Origin of the sequence: Paracoccus chinensis (genome assembly GCF_900102885.1) — a bacterium.
GTDB lineage: Bacteria > Pseudomonadota > Alphaproteobacteria > Rhodobacterales > Rhodobacteraceae > Paracoccus > Paracoccus chinensis.
The window spans coordinates 49,945-65,717 of sequence record NZ_FNGE01000013.1 but is presented as its reverse complement, the minus strand read 5'-3'; the positions used below and the strand labels follow the sequence as shown (position 1 = coordinate 65,717).

Annotated in this window: 16 protein-coding genes; 5 read left to right on the top strand and 11 right to left on the bottom strand. The window is 67.3% G+C overall.

Features of this window, described 5'->3' with window-relative positions; translation table 11 throughout:
* Window positions 1-26: 26 nt before the first annotated feature.
* On the bottom strand, window positions 27-1,694 hold the full coding sequence (locus BLQ03_RS13290) for an L-lactate permease (protein ID WP_090756813.1): 1,668 nt from the start codon (window positions 1,692-1,694) through the stop codon (window positions 27-29).
* A gap of 621 nt (window positions 1,695-2,315) precedes the next feature.
* On the opposite strand from BLQ03_RS13290, the gene BLQ03_RS13285 reads away from it, so the two are divergent.
* Window positions 2,316-3,089: a FadR/GntR family transcriptional regulator gene (locus BLQ03_RS13285; protein WP_090756812.1), complete on the top strand. Its 774-nt coding sequence runs from the start codon at window positions 2,316-2,318 to the stop codon at window positions 3,087-3,089.
* 295 nt (window positions 3,090-3,384) lie between these two features.
* Here the strand turns inward: BLQ03_RS13285 and BLQ03_RS13280 are convergent, their stop codons facing one another.
* From BLQ03_RS13280 to BLQ03_RS13250, 7 genes are all read right to left on the bottom strand, one after another.
* Window positions 3,385-3,999, bottom strand: coding sequence for a hypothetical protein (locus BLQ03_RS13280; protein WP_090756811.1), 615 nt, complete (start codon window positions 3,997-3,999; stop codon window positions 3,385-3,387).
* A gap of 402 nt (window positions 4,000-4,401) precedes the next feature.
* Window positions 4,402-6,624: an NADP-dependent isocitrate dehydrogenase gene (locus BLQ03_RS13275; RefSeq protein ID WP_090756810.1), complete on the bottom strand. Its 2,223-nt coding sequence runs from the start codon at window positions 6,622-6,624 to the stop codon at window positions 4,402-4,404.
* 351 nt (window positions 6,625-6,975) lie between these two features.
* Window positions 6,976-7,665: a fumarylacetoacetate hydrolase family protein gene (locus tag BLQ03_RS13270; RefSeq protein WP_217629754.1), complete on the bottom strand. Its 690-nt coding sequence runs from the start codon at window positions 7,663-7,665 to the stop codon at window positions 6,976-6,978.
* Window positions 7,666-7,682: 17 nt separating this feature from the next.
* Entirely contained in the window at window positions 7,683-8,435 is a 753-nt protein-coding gene (locus BLQ03_RS13265; protein ID WP_090756808.1) for an ABC transporter permease, read from the bottom strand.
* 6 nt (window positions 8,436-8,441) lie between these two features.
* On the bottom strand, window positions 8,442-9,251 hold the full coding sequence (locus tag BLQ03_RS13260) for an ABC transporter ATP-binding protein (protein WP_090756807.1): 810 nt from the start codon (window positions 9,249-9,251) through the stop codon (window positions 8,442-8,444).
* A gap of 1 nt (window position 9,252) precedes the next feature.
* Entirely contained in the window at window positions 9,253-10,068 is an 816-nt protein-coding gene (locus BLQ03_RS13255; RefSeq protein ID WP_217629751.1) for an ABC transporter permease, read from the bottom strand.
* A gap of 10 nt (window positions 10,069-10,078) precedes the next feature.
* Window positions 10,079-11,068 carry an ABC transporter substrate-binding protein gene (locus tag BLQ03_RS13250; RefSeq protein ID WP_090756805.1) on the bottom strand — a complete coding sequence of 330 codons (990 nt, stop codon included), beginning with the start codon at window positions 11,066-11,068 and terminating at the stop codon, window positions 10,079-10,081.
* Between the two features lie 221 nt (window positions 11,069-11,289).
* Here BLQ03_RS13250 and BLQ03_RS13245 point away from each other — a divergent pair, with 221 nt between their 5' ends.
* The 4 genes from BLQ03_RS13245 (at window position 11,290) to bioB (ending at window position 14,348) form a co-directional block, all read left to right on the top strand.
* The gene (locus BLQ03_RS13245; protein ID WP_090756804.1) at window positions 11,290-11,967 is read left to right on the top strand and encodes a FadR/GntR family transcriptional regulator; all 678 of its coding nucleotides are present in this window, start codon (window positions 11,290-11,292) and stop codon (window positions 11,965-11,967) included.
* A gap of 123 nt (window positions 11,968-12,090) precedes the next feature.
* The gene (locus BLQ03_RS13240; RefSeq protein ID WP_090756803.1) at window positions 12,091-12,747 is read left to right on the top strand and encodes a GntR family transcriptional regulator; all 657 of its coding nucleotides are present in this window, start codon (window positions 12,091-12,093) and stop codon (window positions 12,745-12,747) included.
* A gap of 69 nt (window positions 12,748-12,816) precedes the next feature.
* Window positions 12,817-13,383: a biotin transporter BioY gene (locus tag BLQ03_RS13235; RefSeq protein ID WP_245688906.1), complete on the top strand. Its 567-nt coding sequence runs from the start codon at window positions 12,817-12,819 to the stop codon at window positions 13,381-13,383.
* Window positions 13,380-14,348, top strand: a complete 969-nt coding sequence (gene bioB / locus BLQ03_RS13230; RefSeq protein WP_090756802.1) for a biotin synthase BioB — start codon at window positions 13,380-13,382, stop codon at window positions 14,346-14,348. Before BLQ03_RS13235 ends, bioB begins: the two co-directional genes overlap by 4 nt.
* Window positions 14,349-14,936: 588 nt before the next feature.
* Here the strand turns inward: bioB and BLQ03_RS13225 are convergent.
* The 3 genes from BLQ03_RS13225 to BLQ03_RS13215 are packed head-to-tail and all read right to left on the bottom strand — an operon-like array spanning window position 14,937 to window position 15,747.
* A complete protein-coding gene (locus tag BLQ03_RS13225) occupies window positions 14,937-15,197 on the bottom strand; it encodes a hypothetical protein (protein ID WP_090756801.1) in 261 nt (86 codons plus the stop codon).
* Window positions 15,198-15,253: 56 nt separating this feature from the next.
* Window positions 15,254-15,454, bottom strand: coding sequence for a hypothetical protein (locus BLQ03_RS13220; protein ID WP_090756800.1), 201 nt, complete (start codon window positions 15,452-15,454; stop codon window positions 15,254-15,256).
* A complete protein-coding gene (locus tag BLQ03_RS13215) occupies window positions 15,451-15,747 on the bottom strand; it encodes a hypothetical protein (RefSeq protein ID WP_217629750.1) in 297 nt (98 codons plus the stop codon). Before BLQ03_RS13215 ends, BLQ03_RS13220 begins: the two co-directional genes overlap by 4 nt.
* Window positions 15,748-15,773 lie beyond the last annotated feature (26 nt).

Sequence of the window (15,773 nt, the reverse complement as noted above, 5' to 3'; positions counted from 1 at the left end):
GAAGGGGTCCGCGCGGCGCAGGGGTGTCAGGGCACCATCAGGGTGAAGGGATAGACATAGGCCTGCAGCATCACGACAAGGCCGACCAGCACCGCCAGCACGACCGAGTGGATGAAGACGTAGCGCAGGATGTCGCCCTCGTGCCCGTACCACTTGGTCGCGGTCGAGGCGACGACGATGCTTTGCGCGTCGATCATCTTGCCCATGACGCCGCCCGACGAGTTGGCCGAGGCCATCAGCACCGGGTTCAGGCCAAGCTGTTCGGCCGTCACCCTCTGCAGGCCCCCGAACAGCACGTTGGACGCGGTGTCGGACCCGGTCAGCGCCACGCCCAGCCAGCCAAGCAGCGTGCCGAACAGCGGGTAGATCCAGCCGGTCTGGGCGAACATCAGACCCAGCGTGGCGTCCGTTCCCGAGTAGCGGGTGACATAGCCGAGCGCGAGCATCGCCGCGATGGTCAGCAGCGAATAGCGGATGACCCAGAAGGTCCGGCCGTAGGAGCGCAGCAAGGCCATGGGCGAATAGCCCATCAGCAGCCCGCCCACGATGGCCGACAGCAGGATGCCCGTGCCGGTGGCCGACAGGATGTTGAAGTTGTAGACGGCGGCCTCGACATGGGGCTCGGCCACGACGGGCGGGACCTTCTGCACCATCTCGTGCAGGCCGGGGACCGGGATCTTCAGGACCCAGATGCTGTCCAGGAAGGCCTTGAACTGGGGGATGCCCCAGGCGAAGACGAAGACCGACAGGATCAGCCAGGGCAGCCAGGCGCGGAAGACGGCGCCCTTGGTGGCGGGCGCGGCCGCCGCGCTCAGCGATTGCGGGCGGGGGGTGGTGTCCACCGAAGGATCGCCGTCGCGGCTGGTGGCCAGCCACAGGGTCTTCGGTTTCCAGATCTTCAGGAAGCCCGCAAGGCAGAGCATCGAGACAATGGCCGCGACCACGTCCACCAGCCAGGGGCCGTGGAAGTTCGACACCAGGTATTGCGGGATGGCGAAGCTGACGCCGCAGACCAGCAGCGCCGGCCAGACCTGCCACATGCCGCGCATGCCCGCAAAGGCCGCCACGACCCAGAAGGGCACGATCAGCGAGAAGATGGGCAGCTGCCGCCCGATCATCCCCGACAGCTCCATCAGGTCGAGGCCGGTCACCGCGGCCAGCGCGATCACGGGCGTCCCCAGCGCGCCATAGGCGACGGGCGCGGTGTTGGCGATCAGCGACAGGCCCGAGGCCGCCAGCGGCGCAAAGCCCAGGCCGATCAGCATGGCGCCGGTGACGGCCACGGGGGTGCCGAAGCCCGCCGCGCCCTCGAAGAAGGCGCCGAAGGAGAATGCGATGAACAGCAGCTGCAGCCGCCGGTCGGGGGTCAGGGCCGCGATGCTGTCGCGCAGGACCGAGAAGAGCCCGGCCTCGTCCGTCAGCCGATACAGGAAGATCACGTTGAGGATGATCCAGCCGATCGGCAAGAGCCCGTAGGCCGCGCCATAGACGGCGGTCGCACCGGCCATCCCGGCGGGCATCCCGAAGCCGACAATGGCGATGAGCAGCGCCGCCACCAGCCCGAGCGCGGCCGCGACATGCGCCCGGATCTCGAAAATGGCGATGGCGCCGAGCAGGACAACGATGGGGATCGCGGCGACCAGCGCCGAGAGCCACATGTTGTTCAATGGGTCATAGACTTGCGACCAGACCATGAAGCGTTCCTTCGGTTGCGTGTTAAGGAAATCTGCCGTCGTAAGGGGGGTCGGGGTGGCCCGGGAAAGCGGCCGGTCCCGGTCATCCCGGCGGCCGTCCCGAGGGCTTGCGTCCGCTCCGCCCCTCCATGACCGGCGTTGGACGATCTCGGGTCCGTGTCGTGGGCCCGGGGCCAGGCTGGCGGCCCGGGGTCGGGCGTCATGCGGGACGGCTGTGCGCGGCCCCGGGCGGAGGGCCGACGGCCCTGCCCTCAGCGGGTGCCGCGGTGTCGCGGTCGTGACATTCGGCAAGCCTCCCTCGCCGCATGACTGCCCGGCTTTTCGACCGGATGATCACGATCATGTGGCTTCCTCCTCGTGGCGCAGCCGTGCTGCGCTCACAAAGGTTCATACTGTTTACCACTTGCGCCCAGCAACAAGAATATTCCGGCTGCGCGGGACGCCGCCGTTGCCTCACAGTGACATGACTGAAATTTGCAAAGAAACCACGTCATAAGGGACTGATGGGCTTACCTATTCCGAAAGGCGGAACGGCGGCTGCCTCTTGAAATGGGGTCAGCCAGAGGTAAATATTGTTGAGGTCCGCAGGGAACTGCACGGATGGGGAAGGGTTTGCGGCCAATGATCGCGGCACAGGTGTTCGAGCCCATCGCCCACGAATCGGTGGTCCAGGCCGTGGTGGACAAGATCGAGACGATGATCGTCGAGGGCGTGCTGAAGGGCGGCGCGCGGCTTCCCTCGGAACGCGAGATGGCGGAAGCCTTCCGCGTGTCGCGCCCGAAGCTGCGCGAGGCGCTGCAGATCCTCGAAACCCGCGAGCTCGTGTCGGTCCGGCACGGCGACGGCACCTATATCGCCGAACTCACGGGCCGGGCGATGTCGCCCGCGATGCTGGCGCTTTATGCCCGCCACGGCGAGGCCTTTCACGACTTTCTGGAATACCGGCGCGAGCAGGAGGCCTTTGCCGCCCGCCTGGCCGCGCAGCGCGCCACGCCCGCCGACCACGAGCGGCTGGGGGGGATCCGGGCCGAGCTTCAGGCCGCATGGGAGGCCGACGACCGCGAGGCCGAGCAGGAGGCCGACTTCCGCCTGCACAGCGCCATCGTGGACGCCAGCCACAACACGACGCTGATCCACATGATGGCCTCGGTCTTCGACCTGACGCGCCGGGGCATCTTCTACAACCGCGACCTGCTGCGCAGCCTCGACGGCACCGGCCGCACGCTTCTGGACCAGCATCTCGAGATCATCGACGCGATCGAGGCGGGCGACCCCGCGCGCAGCGAAAAGGCCGCCCGCGATCACCTGGACTTCGTGGAACAGTCGGTCCACCGCGGCCGTGAGCTGCAGCGCCGGGAACGCCGCGCCCGGATGCGGCTCAACTCGGTGGAGTGAGCGGCGGGCGCGAGACGTGGCAGGCGAAAGGAATTCGCAGCCGGACTGGCGGACTGCTGGTTACATAATTGCAGTTATAGCTATTCTGATGTGACTGGGACGGATGGTTTGCCTGGGCGGCACCGGGCAGGTCTGCGGCACGGAAAGGACATGCGGGCTGCAGGGAGTGGCGATGGCGGGCCGACCCTTCCCCGGACCGGCCGCGATCGGGCGTCTGCCGATGAAGGAAAAGCGTGATCGGGCATGACACCCGCGACCGCTCGCTTGTGCGGCCCCCGCCATTGCCCGCTACGCCTTATCCGGCGGGTTTCTGCATGATGAGGTCGAAGTAGCCATCCATCACGCGGGTCAATGCCGCGCGCGGATCGGCCGGATTTCCCCACAGCCGCGCGCGGTCCATGTCCTGCAGCGCGACAATGCCGAGCGTCAGCGCCCGCATCGTCAGCATCACCTCGGGAATGTCGATGTCGGCGCGGATGAGGCCGGCGGTGCGGGCCCGCTCCATCATCGACTCGGCAAGTCCGTAGATCGCGCTCGAGAACCGCTTCACCTGGTGTCGCGAAAGCACCGCCACGACGGCGGGACTGACCAGCAGGCGCCCGCCGACGGGATTGTCGAAGAACCATTCCACATAGGCGTGGATCAGGGCGCGAAGCTGGGCGACCACATCGTCCGAGGGCGCCGCGGACACCCGCTGCGTCAGGTGATCCGTCAGAAGCACCATCTGCTGTTCGAGAACGGCGGCGCTCAGCGCATGGGCATCGGCAAACCACGCCAGCGCCTCGTCCAGCGGGACCCCGGCTTCCTGCGCGGCGAGCGCCAGGTCGGGCTGCGGGGTCAGCGCGGCCATCTGCTCGGCGGCGCGGCTTAGCAGACGGTCATAAGGGCGCATCTCGGGAAGCTGCTTCATCGCAGGCCCCTGTCCTGCTTTGCTGCGCCGATTGCGCCGGCCGTCACGACGGCGGCCCCGGTCCTTCCATGAGGACATTCCCTGCGGCACGGATGCTGTATGTGCATTGGCGGCTCCCACAGCGCACAATGCGCCCGCACCCTGATGGTTCCTCAGGTTGAGAAACGGCCGGGTCATACAACCGGACCAGGAGGGGTGCCAGAAGGCCGCGGACCTGACCCTGCGTCCGAACATCTTGGCCGGCGCCCCAGCGCATGGCGCGGCCTGCGGCCCGACGGTCGAGATGGAAGGCCTCATGACATCGGCCACCGCCCGCCCGGAACCGGCGGGCGGTGGCCTTTCTGTCTGGCGCACCGATGCGCTCCGGGTCACGTCCCGGCGTATCGGTGCCGTCCCTGCCGTTCAGCCGATGATCCGGGTGAAGGTGGCCGAGGGGCGCATCACCGTTTCCAGCATCGCCGGGTCGGGGTGATAATAGCCGCCCAGGTCGGCCGGCTTGCCCTGGTCCGCCGCCAGTTCGGCAACGATCGCGGACTCGTTTTCGGCCAGCGCCTCGGCGATCGGGGCGAAGTGGGCGGCCAGTTCGGCGTCCGCCTTCTGCCCGGCCAGCGCCTGCGCCCAGTACAGCGCGAAATAGAAGTGGCTGTCGCGGTTGTCCGTCTGGCCGACCTTGCCCAGGGGCGAGCGGTTGTTGTCCAGGACGCCCTGGGTCGCCACATCGACCGCCTCGCCCAAGACGCGGGCCTTGGCGTTGCCCTTGGCCTCGGCCAGGAACTTGAGGCTTTCACCCAGCGCGCAGAATTCACCCAACGAATCCCACCGCAGGTGGTTTTCCTCCATGATCTGCTGGACGTGCTTGGGGGCCGAACCGCCCGCGCCCGTCTCGAACAGGCCGCCGCCGTTCATGAGCTTGACGATGGACAGCATCTTGGCGCTGGTGCCCAGTTCGAGGATCGGGAACAGGTCCGTCAGGTAGTCGCGCAGCACGTTGCCGGTGATCGCGATCGAGTTCTCGCCCTTGCGGATCGTTTCCAGCGTCAGCCGGGTCGCGTCGCGTGGGGCGAGGATCTGGAACTTGTCGGACACCCCCGCCGCTTCCAGGATCGGGGTGACGTATTTGATCAGCTCGGCGTCATGGGCGCGGGTCTCGTCCAGCCAGAAGATCGCCTGGCAGCCCTCGGCCTTCTGCCGCGAGATCGCCAGGTTCACCCAGTCCTCGATGGGCGCCTGCCGGGTCGAGGCCGCGCGCCAGATGTCGCCCGCCTCGACCTTGTGCTGGTGCAGCACGTCGCCATTGGCCAGCACGATCCGCACCGTGCCGTCATGCGGGATCTGGAAGGTAGTCGGGTGCGAGCCGTATTCCTCGGCCTTCTGCGCCATCAGGCCGACGTTCTGCACCGTGCCCGCCGTGGACGGGTCCAGCGCGCCGGTTTCCTTGAAATAGCGCACCGACTCTTCGTAGACGGCGGCATAGGAGCTGTCGGGGATCACGCAGTTGGTGTCCGCGGCCTTCCCGTCCGGCCCCCAGCCCTTGCCGCCCGCGCGCAGCAGCGCGGGGATCGAGGCGTCGATGATGACGTCCGAGGGGACATGGAGGTTGCTGATGCCCTTGTCCGAGTTCACCATGTACATCGGCGGGCGGTCGGCCATGACGGCCTCGATGTCGGCCAGGATGGCCTTGCCCTCGGGCATGTCGCCCACGCGCTCGAGCAGGGTGCCGAGGCCCGAGTTCGGGTCCACGCCCGCCGCTTCCAGCGCCGCGCCGTGCCGGTCGAACACGGGCTTGAGGAACTGCTTCACCGCATGGCCGAAGATGATCGGGTCCGAGACCTTCATCATCGTCGCCTTCAGGTGGATCGAGAACAGCACGCCTTCGCGCTTCGAGGCCTCGATCTGCTCGGCAAGGAAGGCGTCCAGCGCCTTGGCGGACATGAAGGTGGCATCGACCACGGTGCCCGCGGGATAGGTCACCTTGTCCTTCAGCACGGTGACCGTGCCGTCGCCGGCCACCAGCTCGATCCGGGCCGCGCCCGCCTGTTCGGCCGACAGGGTGGCCGAGATCTCGTTCGAGCGGAAATCATTGCCGGACATGGTGGACACGCGCGTCTTGCTGTCCGCCGACCACTTGCCCATCGAATGGGGGTTGGCCTTGGCATAGTTCTTGACCGCGATGGCGGCGCGGCGGTCCGAGTTCCCTTCGCGCAGGACCGGGTTCACGGCCGAGCCCTTGATGGCGTCGTAGCGGGCGCGGATCGCCTTCTCCTCGTCCGTCGCCGGTTCCTCGGGGTAGTCGGGGATGTCATAGCCCTGCCCCTGCAGTTCCTTCACCGCCGCCACGAGCTGCGGCACCGAGGCGCTGATGTTGGGCAGCTTGATTACGTTGGCCTCGGGCGTCTTCACCAGTTCGCCCAGTTCGGCCAGGTCGTCGGACTGCCGCTGTTCCGCGGTCAGCTTTTCCGGAAAGGCGGCGATGATCCGCCCGGCCAGCGAGATGTCGCGGGTTCCCACCGTCACCCCGGCCGCCGAGGCGAAGGCGCGGATGATCGGCAGAAGCGAGGCCGAGGCGATCTGCGGGGCTTCGTCGACCTTGGTGTAGATGATGTCGGGGGTGGGCAGATCAGCCATGTCATGAACCTGTCTTGCTGAGATGGAATCCGTGTCGGACCGGCCTTAGCAGAGACCGCCGCCTGCGTCAGGTCCCCAGTGCAGTCGCGGCAAAGATCGGACAGCCCGCGCGTCGGCTTCCGCCCTGCCCCCGAGCGCCCGTCGCAGCCGGCGGCCGGCCATCACGGCAAAGGCCTTTGAAGAGGGCCGGGCGTTCCGGGCAGGGCGATAGCGAGGCCGCCGCCGACGTCCGAAAGCTTGGGGATGCAGGGGCTTGTGGCAAGCGCGAAGGTGAAGGGCTCGCAAGCGTCAGGGACAGGGGCATCGCGCGCGCCGGAACGGAAAGCGGCCCCCGACGGGGCCGCAGGGATCTCAGACCACCTTGACGGTGATGTCGTCCACGCCTTCCACATGGCCGGTCATCACGTCGCCCCGGACCACGGCGCCGACGCCCGCCGGGGTGCCCGCGAAGATCACGTCCCCGGGGCGCAGCTCGAACAGCCGCGACAGGTACGAGATCATTTCCGGCACCTTCCAGATCATCTGGTTCAGGTCGCCTTCCTGGCGCATCTCGCCGTTGACCTCGACGCGGATCGCGCCCTGCGTGGGGTGCCCCACCTCGGACACCGGATGGATGGCCGAGCAGGGTGCCGAGGCCTCGAAGGACTTGCCCGTTTCCCACGGGCGGCCCATCTTCTTGGCCTGGCCCTGCAGGTCGCGCCGGGTCATGTCGAGACCCACCCCGTAGCCGAAGACGCAGTCCAGCGCCTTGTCCAGCGGGATGTCGGTGCCGCCCGATTTCAGCGCCACGACCAGCTCGATCTCGTGGTGCACGTCGCTGGTCTCGGTCGGATAGGGGAAGTCCTTGCCGGGCGGCACGATCGAGTCGGGGTTCTTCTGGAAGAAGAAGGGCGGCTCCTTGTCGGGGTCGTGGCCCATCTCGATCGCGTGGTCGGCGAAGTTGCGGCCCACGCAGTAGATACGGCGCACGGGGAACAGCTTGTCGCTGCCGGCCACCGGAATGGTGGGGGTGGGTTCGGGCACGAAGACATAGTCCGCCATCTTGGTCATCTCGTTCATCATCTCGCTCCTGCGTAGTATTCTATGCGTTTTTCCGCGTTTTCCACGATCGCCGACAGCACCATCGCCGCAGCGAAGAGAACCAGTGTGAGCGCCCAGAACCGCTCCATGTCGAAGCTGCGGGAATACAGCTCGAAAAGTTCGCCGTAGCCGATCACGGCCACGAGGATCTGGCCGATGACCACCCCCTTGACCCCCCGGATCACGCCGATGCGGATGCCCGCGAGGATTTCGGGCAGCGCCGAGACCAGGATGATCTTGCGCATGATGGTGGCCTGCGAGGCGCCATAGGACCGCGCCATCTCGACCAGAGAGCTGGGCACCTGCATGACGCCCGCGCGGGCATCCAGCACGATGATCCAGACGGCGAACAGGAAGACCGTGACGACGATGGTCGCCTCGCCCATCCCGAAGAGGATCATCAGCACCGGCACCAGCGCCGACAGCGGCGCGCTGACGAAGATGTTCACCCACAGACCGAAGATGTTGTCGATGATCTTCACGCGGCCCATCATCACGCCAAGCGGCACGCCGATCCCGATCGCCAGCGCCATGCCGATCACGAAGGACCGGATCGTGACAAGCGTGGCGTTCTGCCAGGAATTGGTCTGCACCAGGTCGAAGCCTGCGGCGATGATCGCGGTCATCGGCGGGATCAGGAAGATGATGTCCAGCCGGCCCACGATCTCCCACACCAGGGCCCAGACGATCAGCGAGGCCATCATGGGAATGCGGTATCCGAACATGGTCATGGCCGGTCACTCCGCATAATGGCGCAGGCCCTGCCAGATCTCCTCGACCACGTCGAGATAGCCTGGGTCGCGCCGGATGTCGTCGGGGTTGGCGGTGCGGTCGATCCGGGGGTCGATGATGTTCGACACGCGGCCCGGCCGCGGCGACAGCAGCACGATCCGGTCCGAGACATAGACCGCCTCCTCGATCGAATGGGTGACGAAGATGAAGGTCTTGCGCTCCATCTCGACCAGCCGCAGCAGGTCCTCCTGGAACTTGCGGCGGTTCTGTTCGTCCACGGCCGAGAAGGGCTCATCCAGCAGCAGCACGTCGGCGTTCACCGCGAAGGCGCGGGCGATGCCGACGCGCTGGCGCATGCCCCCCGACAGCTCGTGCGGATACTTGTCCTCGAAGCCCTGAAGCCCGACCTCCTCGATGTAGCGCCGCGCGATGCGGTTGCGCTCGGCCGCGGCCATGCCCTTCAGTTCCAGCCCGAAGCCCACGTTGCGCAGGACCGTGGCCCAGGGCATCAGCGCGAAGTCCTGGAAGACGAAGGCGCGCTCCGGTCCCGGCCCCGTGACGGCGCGGCCGTTCACGACGATCTGCCCCGAGGTCGCGGGCACCAGGCCTGCGATGATCTTCAGCAGCGTGGTCTTGCCGCAGCCCGACGGGCCCAGCAGCGTCGTCAGCTTGCCGCGCTCGAACTGCAGGTCGATGTTCCGCAGCGCCTCGGTGCTGCCGTAATGCTTGCAGATCGCCTCGACCCGCACGACCGGATCGTGGGTGACGACGCTAGCGGGATCGAAGGTGTCGGCCGCGAGTGCGGTGACGGTCATCTCAGCTCCTCCTCTTTTCGGGGCGCATGACGTTGGTCTCGAACCACTGCAGCAGGGCCAGCGTCACGGTGGACGCCGCGATGATGGCGGTGACGGCCGCATACATGTGCGCGTAGTTGGCGACCGAGCGGTGATAGGTGATCAGGTCGCCGATCCCCGTGGGGGTGATCAGCAGTTCGGCCAGCATGACGCCGATGAAGCCGGCGGCCACCCCCAGGCGCAGGCCCGCGAACAGGACGGGCGACGCGTCGGGGATGATGATCTTGAAGATCTGCTGGCGCCGCGTGCCCTGGAAGGACCGGCACATGTCCACCAGCGAGGGGTTCACGTGCCGCACCGCCTTGTACGAGTTCAGCACGATCACCGGCAGCGCCAGCATGATGACGGCCAGCGTCTTGGCGACCAGCCCGATGCCGTAGACAAAGGTCACCAGCGGCACCAGCGCCGCCATGGGCGCGGCCTGCAGCACGATGAAGACCGGGGCGAGCAGCCATTCCAGCCGGTCCGACAGCCCCATCACGATCCCCAGCGCGATCCCCAGCAGCGCCGAGATGGCGACGCCCAGCACCAGCGGTTGCAGCGTCAGGAAGAAGGCCCGGATCATCGAGCCGTCCGCGACCATCTCGAAGAAGGCGGCCAGCGTGTCGAGAAAGGTGGGAAAGGCGAAGCTGATCGGGACGCGGCCCGCGATCTCCCAGGCCGTGAACAGCACCAGCAGCGAAAGGACGACCCAGAAGGACCTGCGCCGTTCGGCAAACAGGCGCAGCGCCTGTCCCGTGGTGGCCGCGGGGGCCACCACCTTCACATCCTGTGACATGACGCTCATCTCACTGCGTCCCGAGCTTGCCGAGCGCGCCGTTCAGAACGGAAAGATCCCAGAAGTCCTCTACCTTCAGGTCCTCGGGCTTGCCTTCCAGCGCACCCGAGGCGGTGTAGAAGGCAAAGTCGCTGCGCGCGGCCTCCTCGCCGCCGCCGTTCAGCGGCAGGGCATCCTTCATTCCCGCGTAATAGGGCTCGATCTCGGCCAGCATCTCGGGGGTGGCGTCGGGCAGCAGGTTGTACTGCTCGCGCAGCCTGACCGCGGCGGACGGGTCGGCCGCGATCTCGCGCCAGGTCGTCACGACCGCCTCGACAAGCTTCGCCACGTCCTCGGGGTTCTCGGCCAGATAGGAGGTGTTGGCGAACATCGCCTCGTCCGTGGCCTCGACCCCGTCCAGCGGCAGGAAGGCGAAGCGGTCCGGCGCCTCGGCCTCGAGCACGCGCTTGCCCGAGGAATCGACGATGGTCGCCTTGACGTTGCCCTGCAGCAGAGCGCCCGTCCGCACCTCGGCCCCCGGCACATAGGCGATGCTGGAATATTCGATGCCGTGCCTGTCGGCCATCATCTGCATGATCGCCTCGGTGCCCGAGCCGCGCGAGTGGACGGCGATCTCCTGCCCGTCCAGGTCGGCCCAGTCCTTGTAGAACTCGGTGTTGACCACCGGATACATCTGCAGTTCGCTCAGCTGCAGGAAGATCCGGATCGCCGCCTTGACCTTCTGCAGCAGCGCATAGGGGCCGCCGATGCCGATGTCCGCCTGTCCGCTGACCACCGCCTGCGCCGCGATGTCCTCGCTTTTCAGGAAGGTCGGCTCGACCTCGACCCCCTGCTCCTTCGCCCGCTCGATCGCAATGAGCAGCCCAAGGGTCTCGATGGTGGCGATATCGCCGAAGGCGATGCGCATCGGATCGGCGGAAGCCGCAGCCGGCAGGGCCGCGACCAGCGCAAGTGCGGACACGGCCACCCGCCGCCGCATCCTGTCAGCAAGAAAACCCATCTTCTCTCCTCCCCAGGAACGGGCTCCTCCAAGCCCGGTATGGAACCAATCATTGTATTGACCGCAATGGTGCGTCAACGATCTTGAGGTAACTCACCCGCCGGGTTGCTGGCGTTCAAGAATAAATAGTTGATGATGAGTGATAATTTTGTCTGATTCGAACAACTTGACATTCCGCTGCTGCGCGTAAAGTATGAACCAATCACAGGATTGGTTCAAAGATGCAGCCGCTTCATGCTTCCCCTCTGGATAAACTGCGGGCCTATCTCGAGACCGCCGATCTCGGCGACGACGGCCGCCTTCCGTCCGAACGGGAACTTGCCGAAACGCTCGACATGGGCCGCACGGTGCTGCGCAAGGCGCTTGCCGCCCTGCAGGGCGAGGGGGTCGTGTGGCGCCATGTCGGCAAGGGCACCTTCATGGGCGAGCGGCCCATCAACAGCATGAGCGAGATCAACGCGCTGGTCCTGCGGACGAACCCGACCGAGGTCATGGCGGCCCGCCTTGCCTTTGAACCCGAGATCGCGCGCCTCGCGGCCGCGAATGCCACGGGGGCGCAGATCAACGACCTGCGCGCCTGCGCCCAGAAATGCCGCGGGGCGCCCACCTGGCGCCAGTACGAGCATCACGACAACCGCCTGCACCGCGCCCTGGGCGAGGCGACCCAGAACTCGCTGCTGCTGGGCCTGCTCGACACGATGACGACGGTCCGCCGCGCCGTGACCTGGGGCCGCCGCCGCGACAACCCCGGCCGCCCTCCGCGCGACCACCACAGCTTCGAGCAGCACGACCGCATCGTGGAAGCCGTCGCCGCGCGCGACGGCCAGGCGGCGGCGGACGCGATGCGCACGCATCTGCGGACGGTCGAGCAGAACCTGCGGGACAGCCTGGGGTATTGAAGGCCTCGCCCTGCAGGGCAGGGCCGGATCGCGCGCCGGCATGATCGGGCTTCCCCATAGGGCCTTGCAAGAACAGCCCGAACGACAGTGGACGCTCGCGGGCCCGCGGTTTATCTATAAAAGATGGAAAACCAGCCCAGACATACCCTGGCCATGCAGATTGCTGCAACCCTGGCCGACCGCATCATCACCGGCGCCCTGCGGCCGGGCGCGCGCCTGCGGCAGGATCATGTCGCGCAGGAGTTCGGCGCCAGCCATGTCCCGGTCCGCGAAGCCTTCCGGCAGCTCGAGGCGCAGGGCCTCGCCGTCAGCGAGCCGCGCCGGGGTGTCCGCGTCACCTCCTTCGATGTCGAGGAGCTGCACGAGGTCGCGGCCATGCGTGCCTCGCTCGAGGCGCTGGCTCTTCGCCACGCGGCGCCGAACATGGGCGCGGACGTGCTGTCGGCGGCCGAAGAGGCGGCGGAAGCTGCTGATTCCGCGCAGGATGTCCGCGAATGGGAAGCCGCCAACCGGCGTTTCCACCGCCTGATCCTGACCCCCTGTGCCATGCCCCGACTGCTGTCCACGATCGACGGCTTGTACATGGCCAGCGCGCGCTTCCTGTTCGCGGCCTGGCGCAGCGACTGGGAAGCCTCGACCGATCACGAGCACCGCGCCATTCTGGCCGCCTTGCGCCGGCGGCAGACGGATGTCGCCTGCATGATCCTGTCCAAGCATGTCGGCCGCATCGGCGGACGCAGCGCGCGCCGCGGGATCGTGAGGCCCGCAATTGTCGGCTGATTATCTATAATCCTACTTGGACGGCAGGAGGCGTTGTTCCTAGTCATAGATAAACCAATCGGGAGATCCATGATGACGACTGACGCACTGTCTGCCAGCCACGGCCGGCGCAGCATTTTCCTGCAGGGCGCGACGATGCTGGGCCTTGCCGCACTCATCACCCTCGCGGCCAAGGTGCAGGTGCCCTTCTGGCCGGTGCCGATGACCCTGCATACGCTTGCGGTGATGATGATCGCCCTTATCGGCGGCCCCCGCGTCGCCATGGGCGCAATGGCCACCTACCTGGCCGCCGGTGCGGCCGGGCTGCCCGTGTTCTCGGGCTCGCCCGAGCGCGGGATCGGGCTGGCCTACATGGCCGGACCCACCGGCGGCTATCTGCTGGGCTTCCTGGTTGCGGCGGGGGTGACCGGGTGGCTCGCGGCGGGCGGCGGAACCCTGCGGCGCCTGCTGGCCATGCTGGCGGGGCTTGCGGTCACCTATGCCGCCGGGGCCGCATGGCTGGCCGCCTTCCTGCCGGCGGACAAGGTGCTGGCCGCAGGTGTCCTGCCCTTCGTCACGGGGGATCTTCTGAAGCTCGGCGTGGCGGCGCTGCTTGCCGGTGGCTGGGACCGCCTGCGCAAGGGCCGTTCCGCATGATCCGCACCGACTGGACGCTCGAGGAAGCGCGCGCCATCCATGCCCTGCCCTTCGCCGACCTCATGCACCGGGCGCAGACCGTCCACCGGGCGCATTTCGATCCGACCGTGGTGGAACAGGCCAGCCTGCTGAGCATCAAGACCGGCGGCTGCCCCGAGGACTGCGGCTATTGCTCGCAAAGCGCCCATCACGACACGGGCGTCAAGGCGACCAGGCTGATGGATGTCGAGGCCGTCCTTGCCGCGGCCCGCAAGGCCCGGCTGGCCGGTGCGCAGCGCTTCTGCATGGGGGCGGCATGGCGCAGCCCGAAGAATCGCGACCTCGACGCCCTTTGCGCCATGGTCCGGGGCGTCCGCGCCCTGGGGATGGAGACCTGCATGACTCTGGGCATGCTGTCGCCCCCGCAGGTGGCGCGGCTGAAGGAAGCGGGGCTCGACTTCTACAACCACAACATCGACACCTCGCCCGGCCACTACGCCCGCATCGCCACCACCCGGACGATGGAGGACCGGCTGGAAACGCTGGACCACGTGCGCGAAGGCGGCATCCGGGTCTGCTGCGGCGGCATCCTCGGCATGGGCGAGGACGAGGAGGACCGCATCGCCATGCTGGTCACCCTGGCCACCCTGCCGCGCCATCCCGAAAGCGTGCCGATCAACCTGTGGCAGCCCATCGAGGGCACGCCGGTCGAGGCGGTGGCGCGGCCGGTGGACCCCTTTTCCCTGGTCCGCGCCGTGGCGCTGGCGCGCATCCTGATGCCGGAAAGCGTGGTGCGGCTGTCGGCGGGGCGTACGGGGATGAGCGACGAGCTTCAGGCCCTGTGCTTCCTTGCCGGCGCCAACTCGATCTTCGTGGGGGACGTGCTGCTGACCACGGACAACCCGGCCTCGTGGCAGGACGCGGACCTGTTCGCACGCCTGGGAATGCGCAACGCCCCTGTCCAGGTGGCCGGGGCCAGGGCCTGAGCGGGACCTGAACCTTGGACCGCTCGTGGCGCTTTCGCCGCGAGGGTCCTGTTCCGGCTTCAAGCCTGATGAGTTTGGAGCCGGATTCTTTCGGCAGGCACGTGTCCTGCCTGTCAGGCAAGGGCATAAGCAAGCGGTGAAGAGTTACTGGCAGAAAACCCGATGTCGGTAATTTCCATTGGAAACATTCCGCATGCGGAACCCTGCCACGGGATCAACGCCATCAGCCGACGACCGAGGCCGAACTGCCTGAATGCGCTGCAATAATTTGCCTGCCAGCGGGTGGCAGGCCGCCCGGACCGGAATGCATTTGGGGGTATAAACGAGGGATGGTTCGGTCCCTCGTTGGTACTTTGAAAACTGCCCGAACCGGCGAACTCTTTAACTGAAGACAACATAGCCCGAGGCGAGCGGGCGAAACAGTTGCCAAAATAGTCAGGTCCAATTCGCGCCATTGCACCCCTGCCGGATAGGGGAATCGCTCGGCACGAATCCCGGTGATCCGGTCAGGGTCGCGCGCCGGACGTCGGCGTTCCTGCCGCCCCGAGGCGTCACCCTGCGGGCCGCCCCAGGGCGCGGCGCGGGCGTTCAGCCGTTGTCCTGGTCCTCGGGCTGGCCGCTGCGCTTGTTGTGCTGGCTTTCCTGGTTCTCGCCGCGCAGCATCGGGTTGCCGTCGTCGCTGGCCAGCGGCGTCGGGTTCCGAGGCAGGTCGGTTTCCACGATCCGGTCGCGCACCTCTTTCGAGGCGTTCAGGTAGGGCCGCGGGTCGAAGTCCTTGTCCGCGTTGCTGGTGTCCACGCGCCCTTCGATGATCTGGCGCTGCTGCTGGTGGGTCTTGTCGCCGCTCATGCGGGTCTCCTTTCCCAAGGGGCCGCCGCGCCCGGAAAGGGGCGCGGGACCGGGTGTCACTTGTTCTCGCGGCCGCGCTGGTTCGGGTCGATGCCGCCTTCGGGGGTGGTGTCGTTCATCACGTCCCCTTCAAAGGTGTTCTCGCCCTCCAGCTCGGGGTCCGAGCCGGTCGCGCCCTTCGAGCTGCCGATGCCGGGATCGCGCCGCAGGTCGGCGTCCGAGGGGCTGTCGGTCTTCGGGTGCTTGCTGCTGGTCATTGCCCCTGCTCCGTGCGGCTTTCGGGACGCTCGTCGGCCAGCTTCTCGCGGTCCACGTCGCCCGCTTCGCCCTGCCCCGGCGCGTGGCTGGCCACGCTGTCGTGGCCCTGCTCGCTCTGGACGTGACGGGAATCGAGCCCGCGCTGGTCCGAATGGCGCGAGGTGTCGCGGTTCGACAGGACCTCGGTCGGCAGCGGGGCATCGGGCTCAAGCGGGGCCATGCCCCCCGAACCGTCGCCCTTGCCCTGGTCCTGCTGCCCGGCGCCGAACTTCTTGCTGCTTGCATTTGCCATGAGCTTTCCCCTGCGTGGTGCCGCGC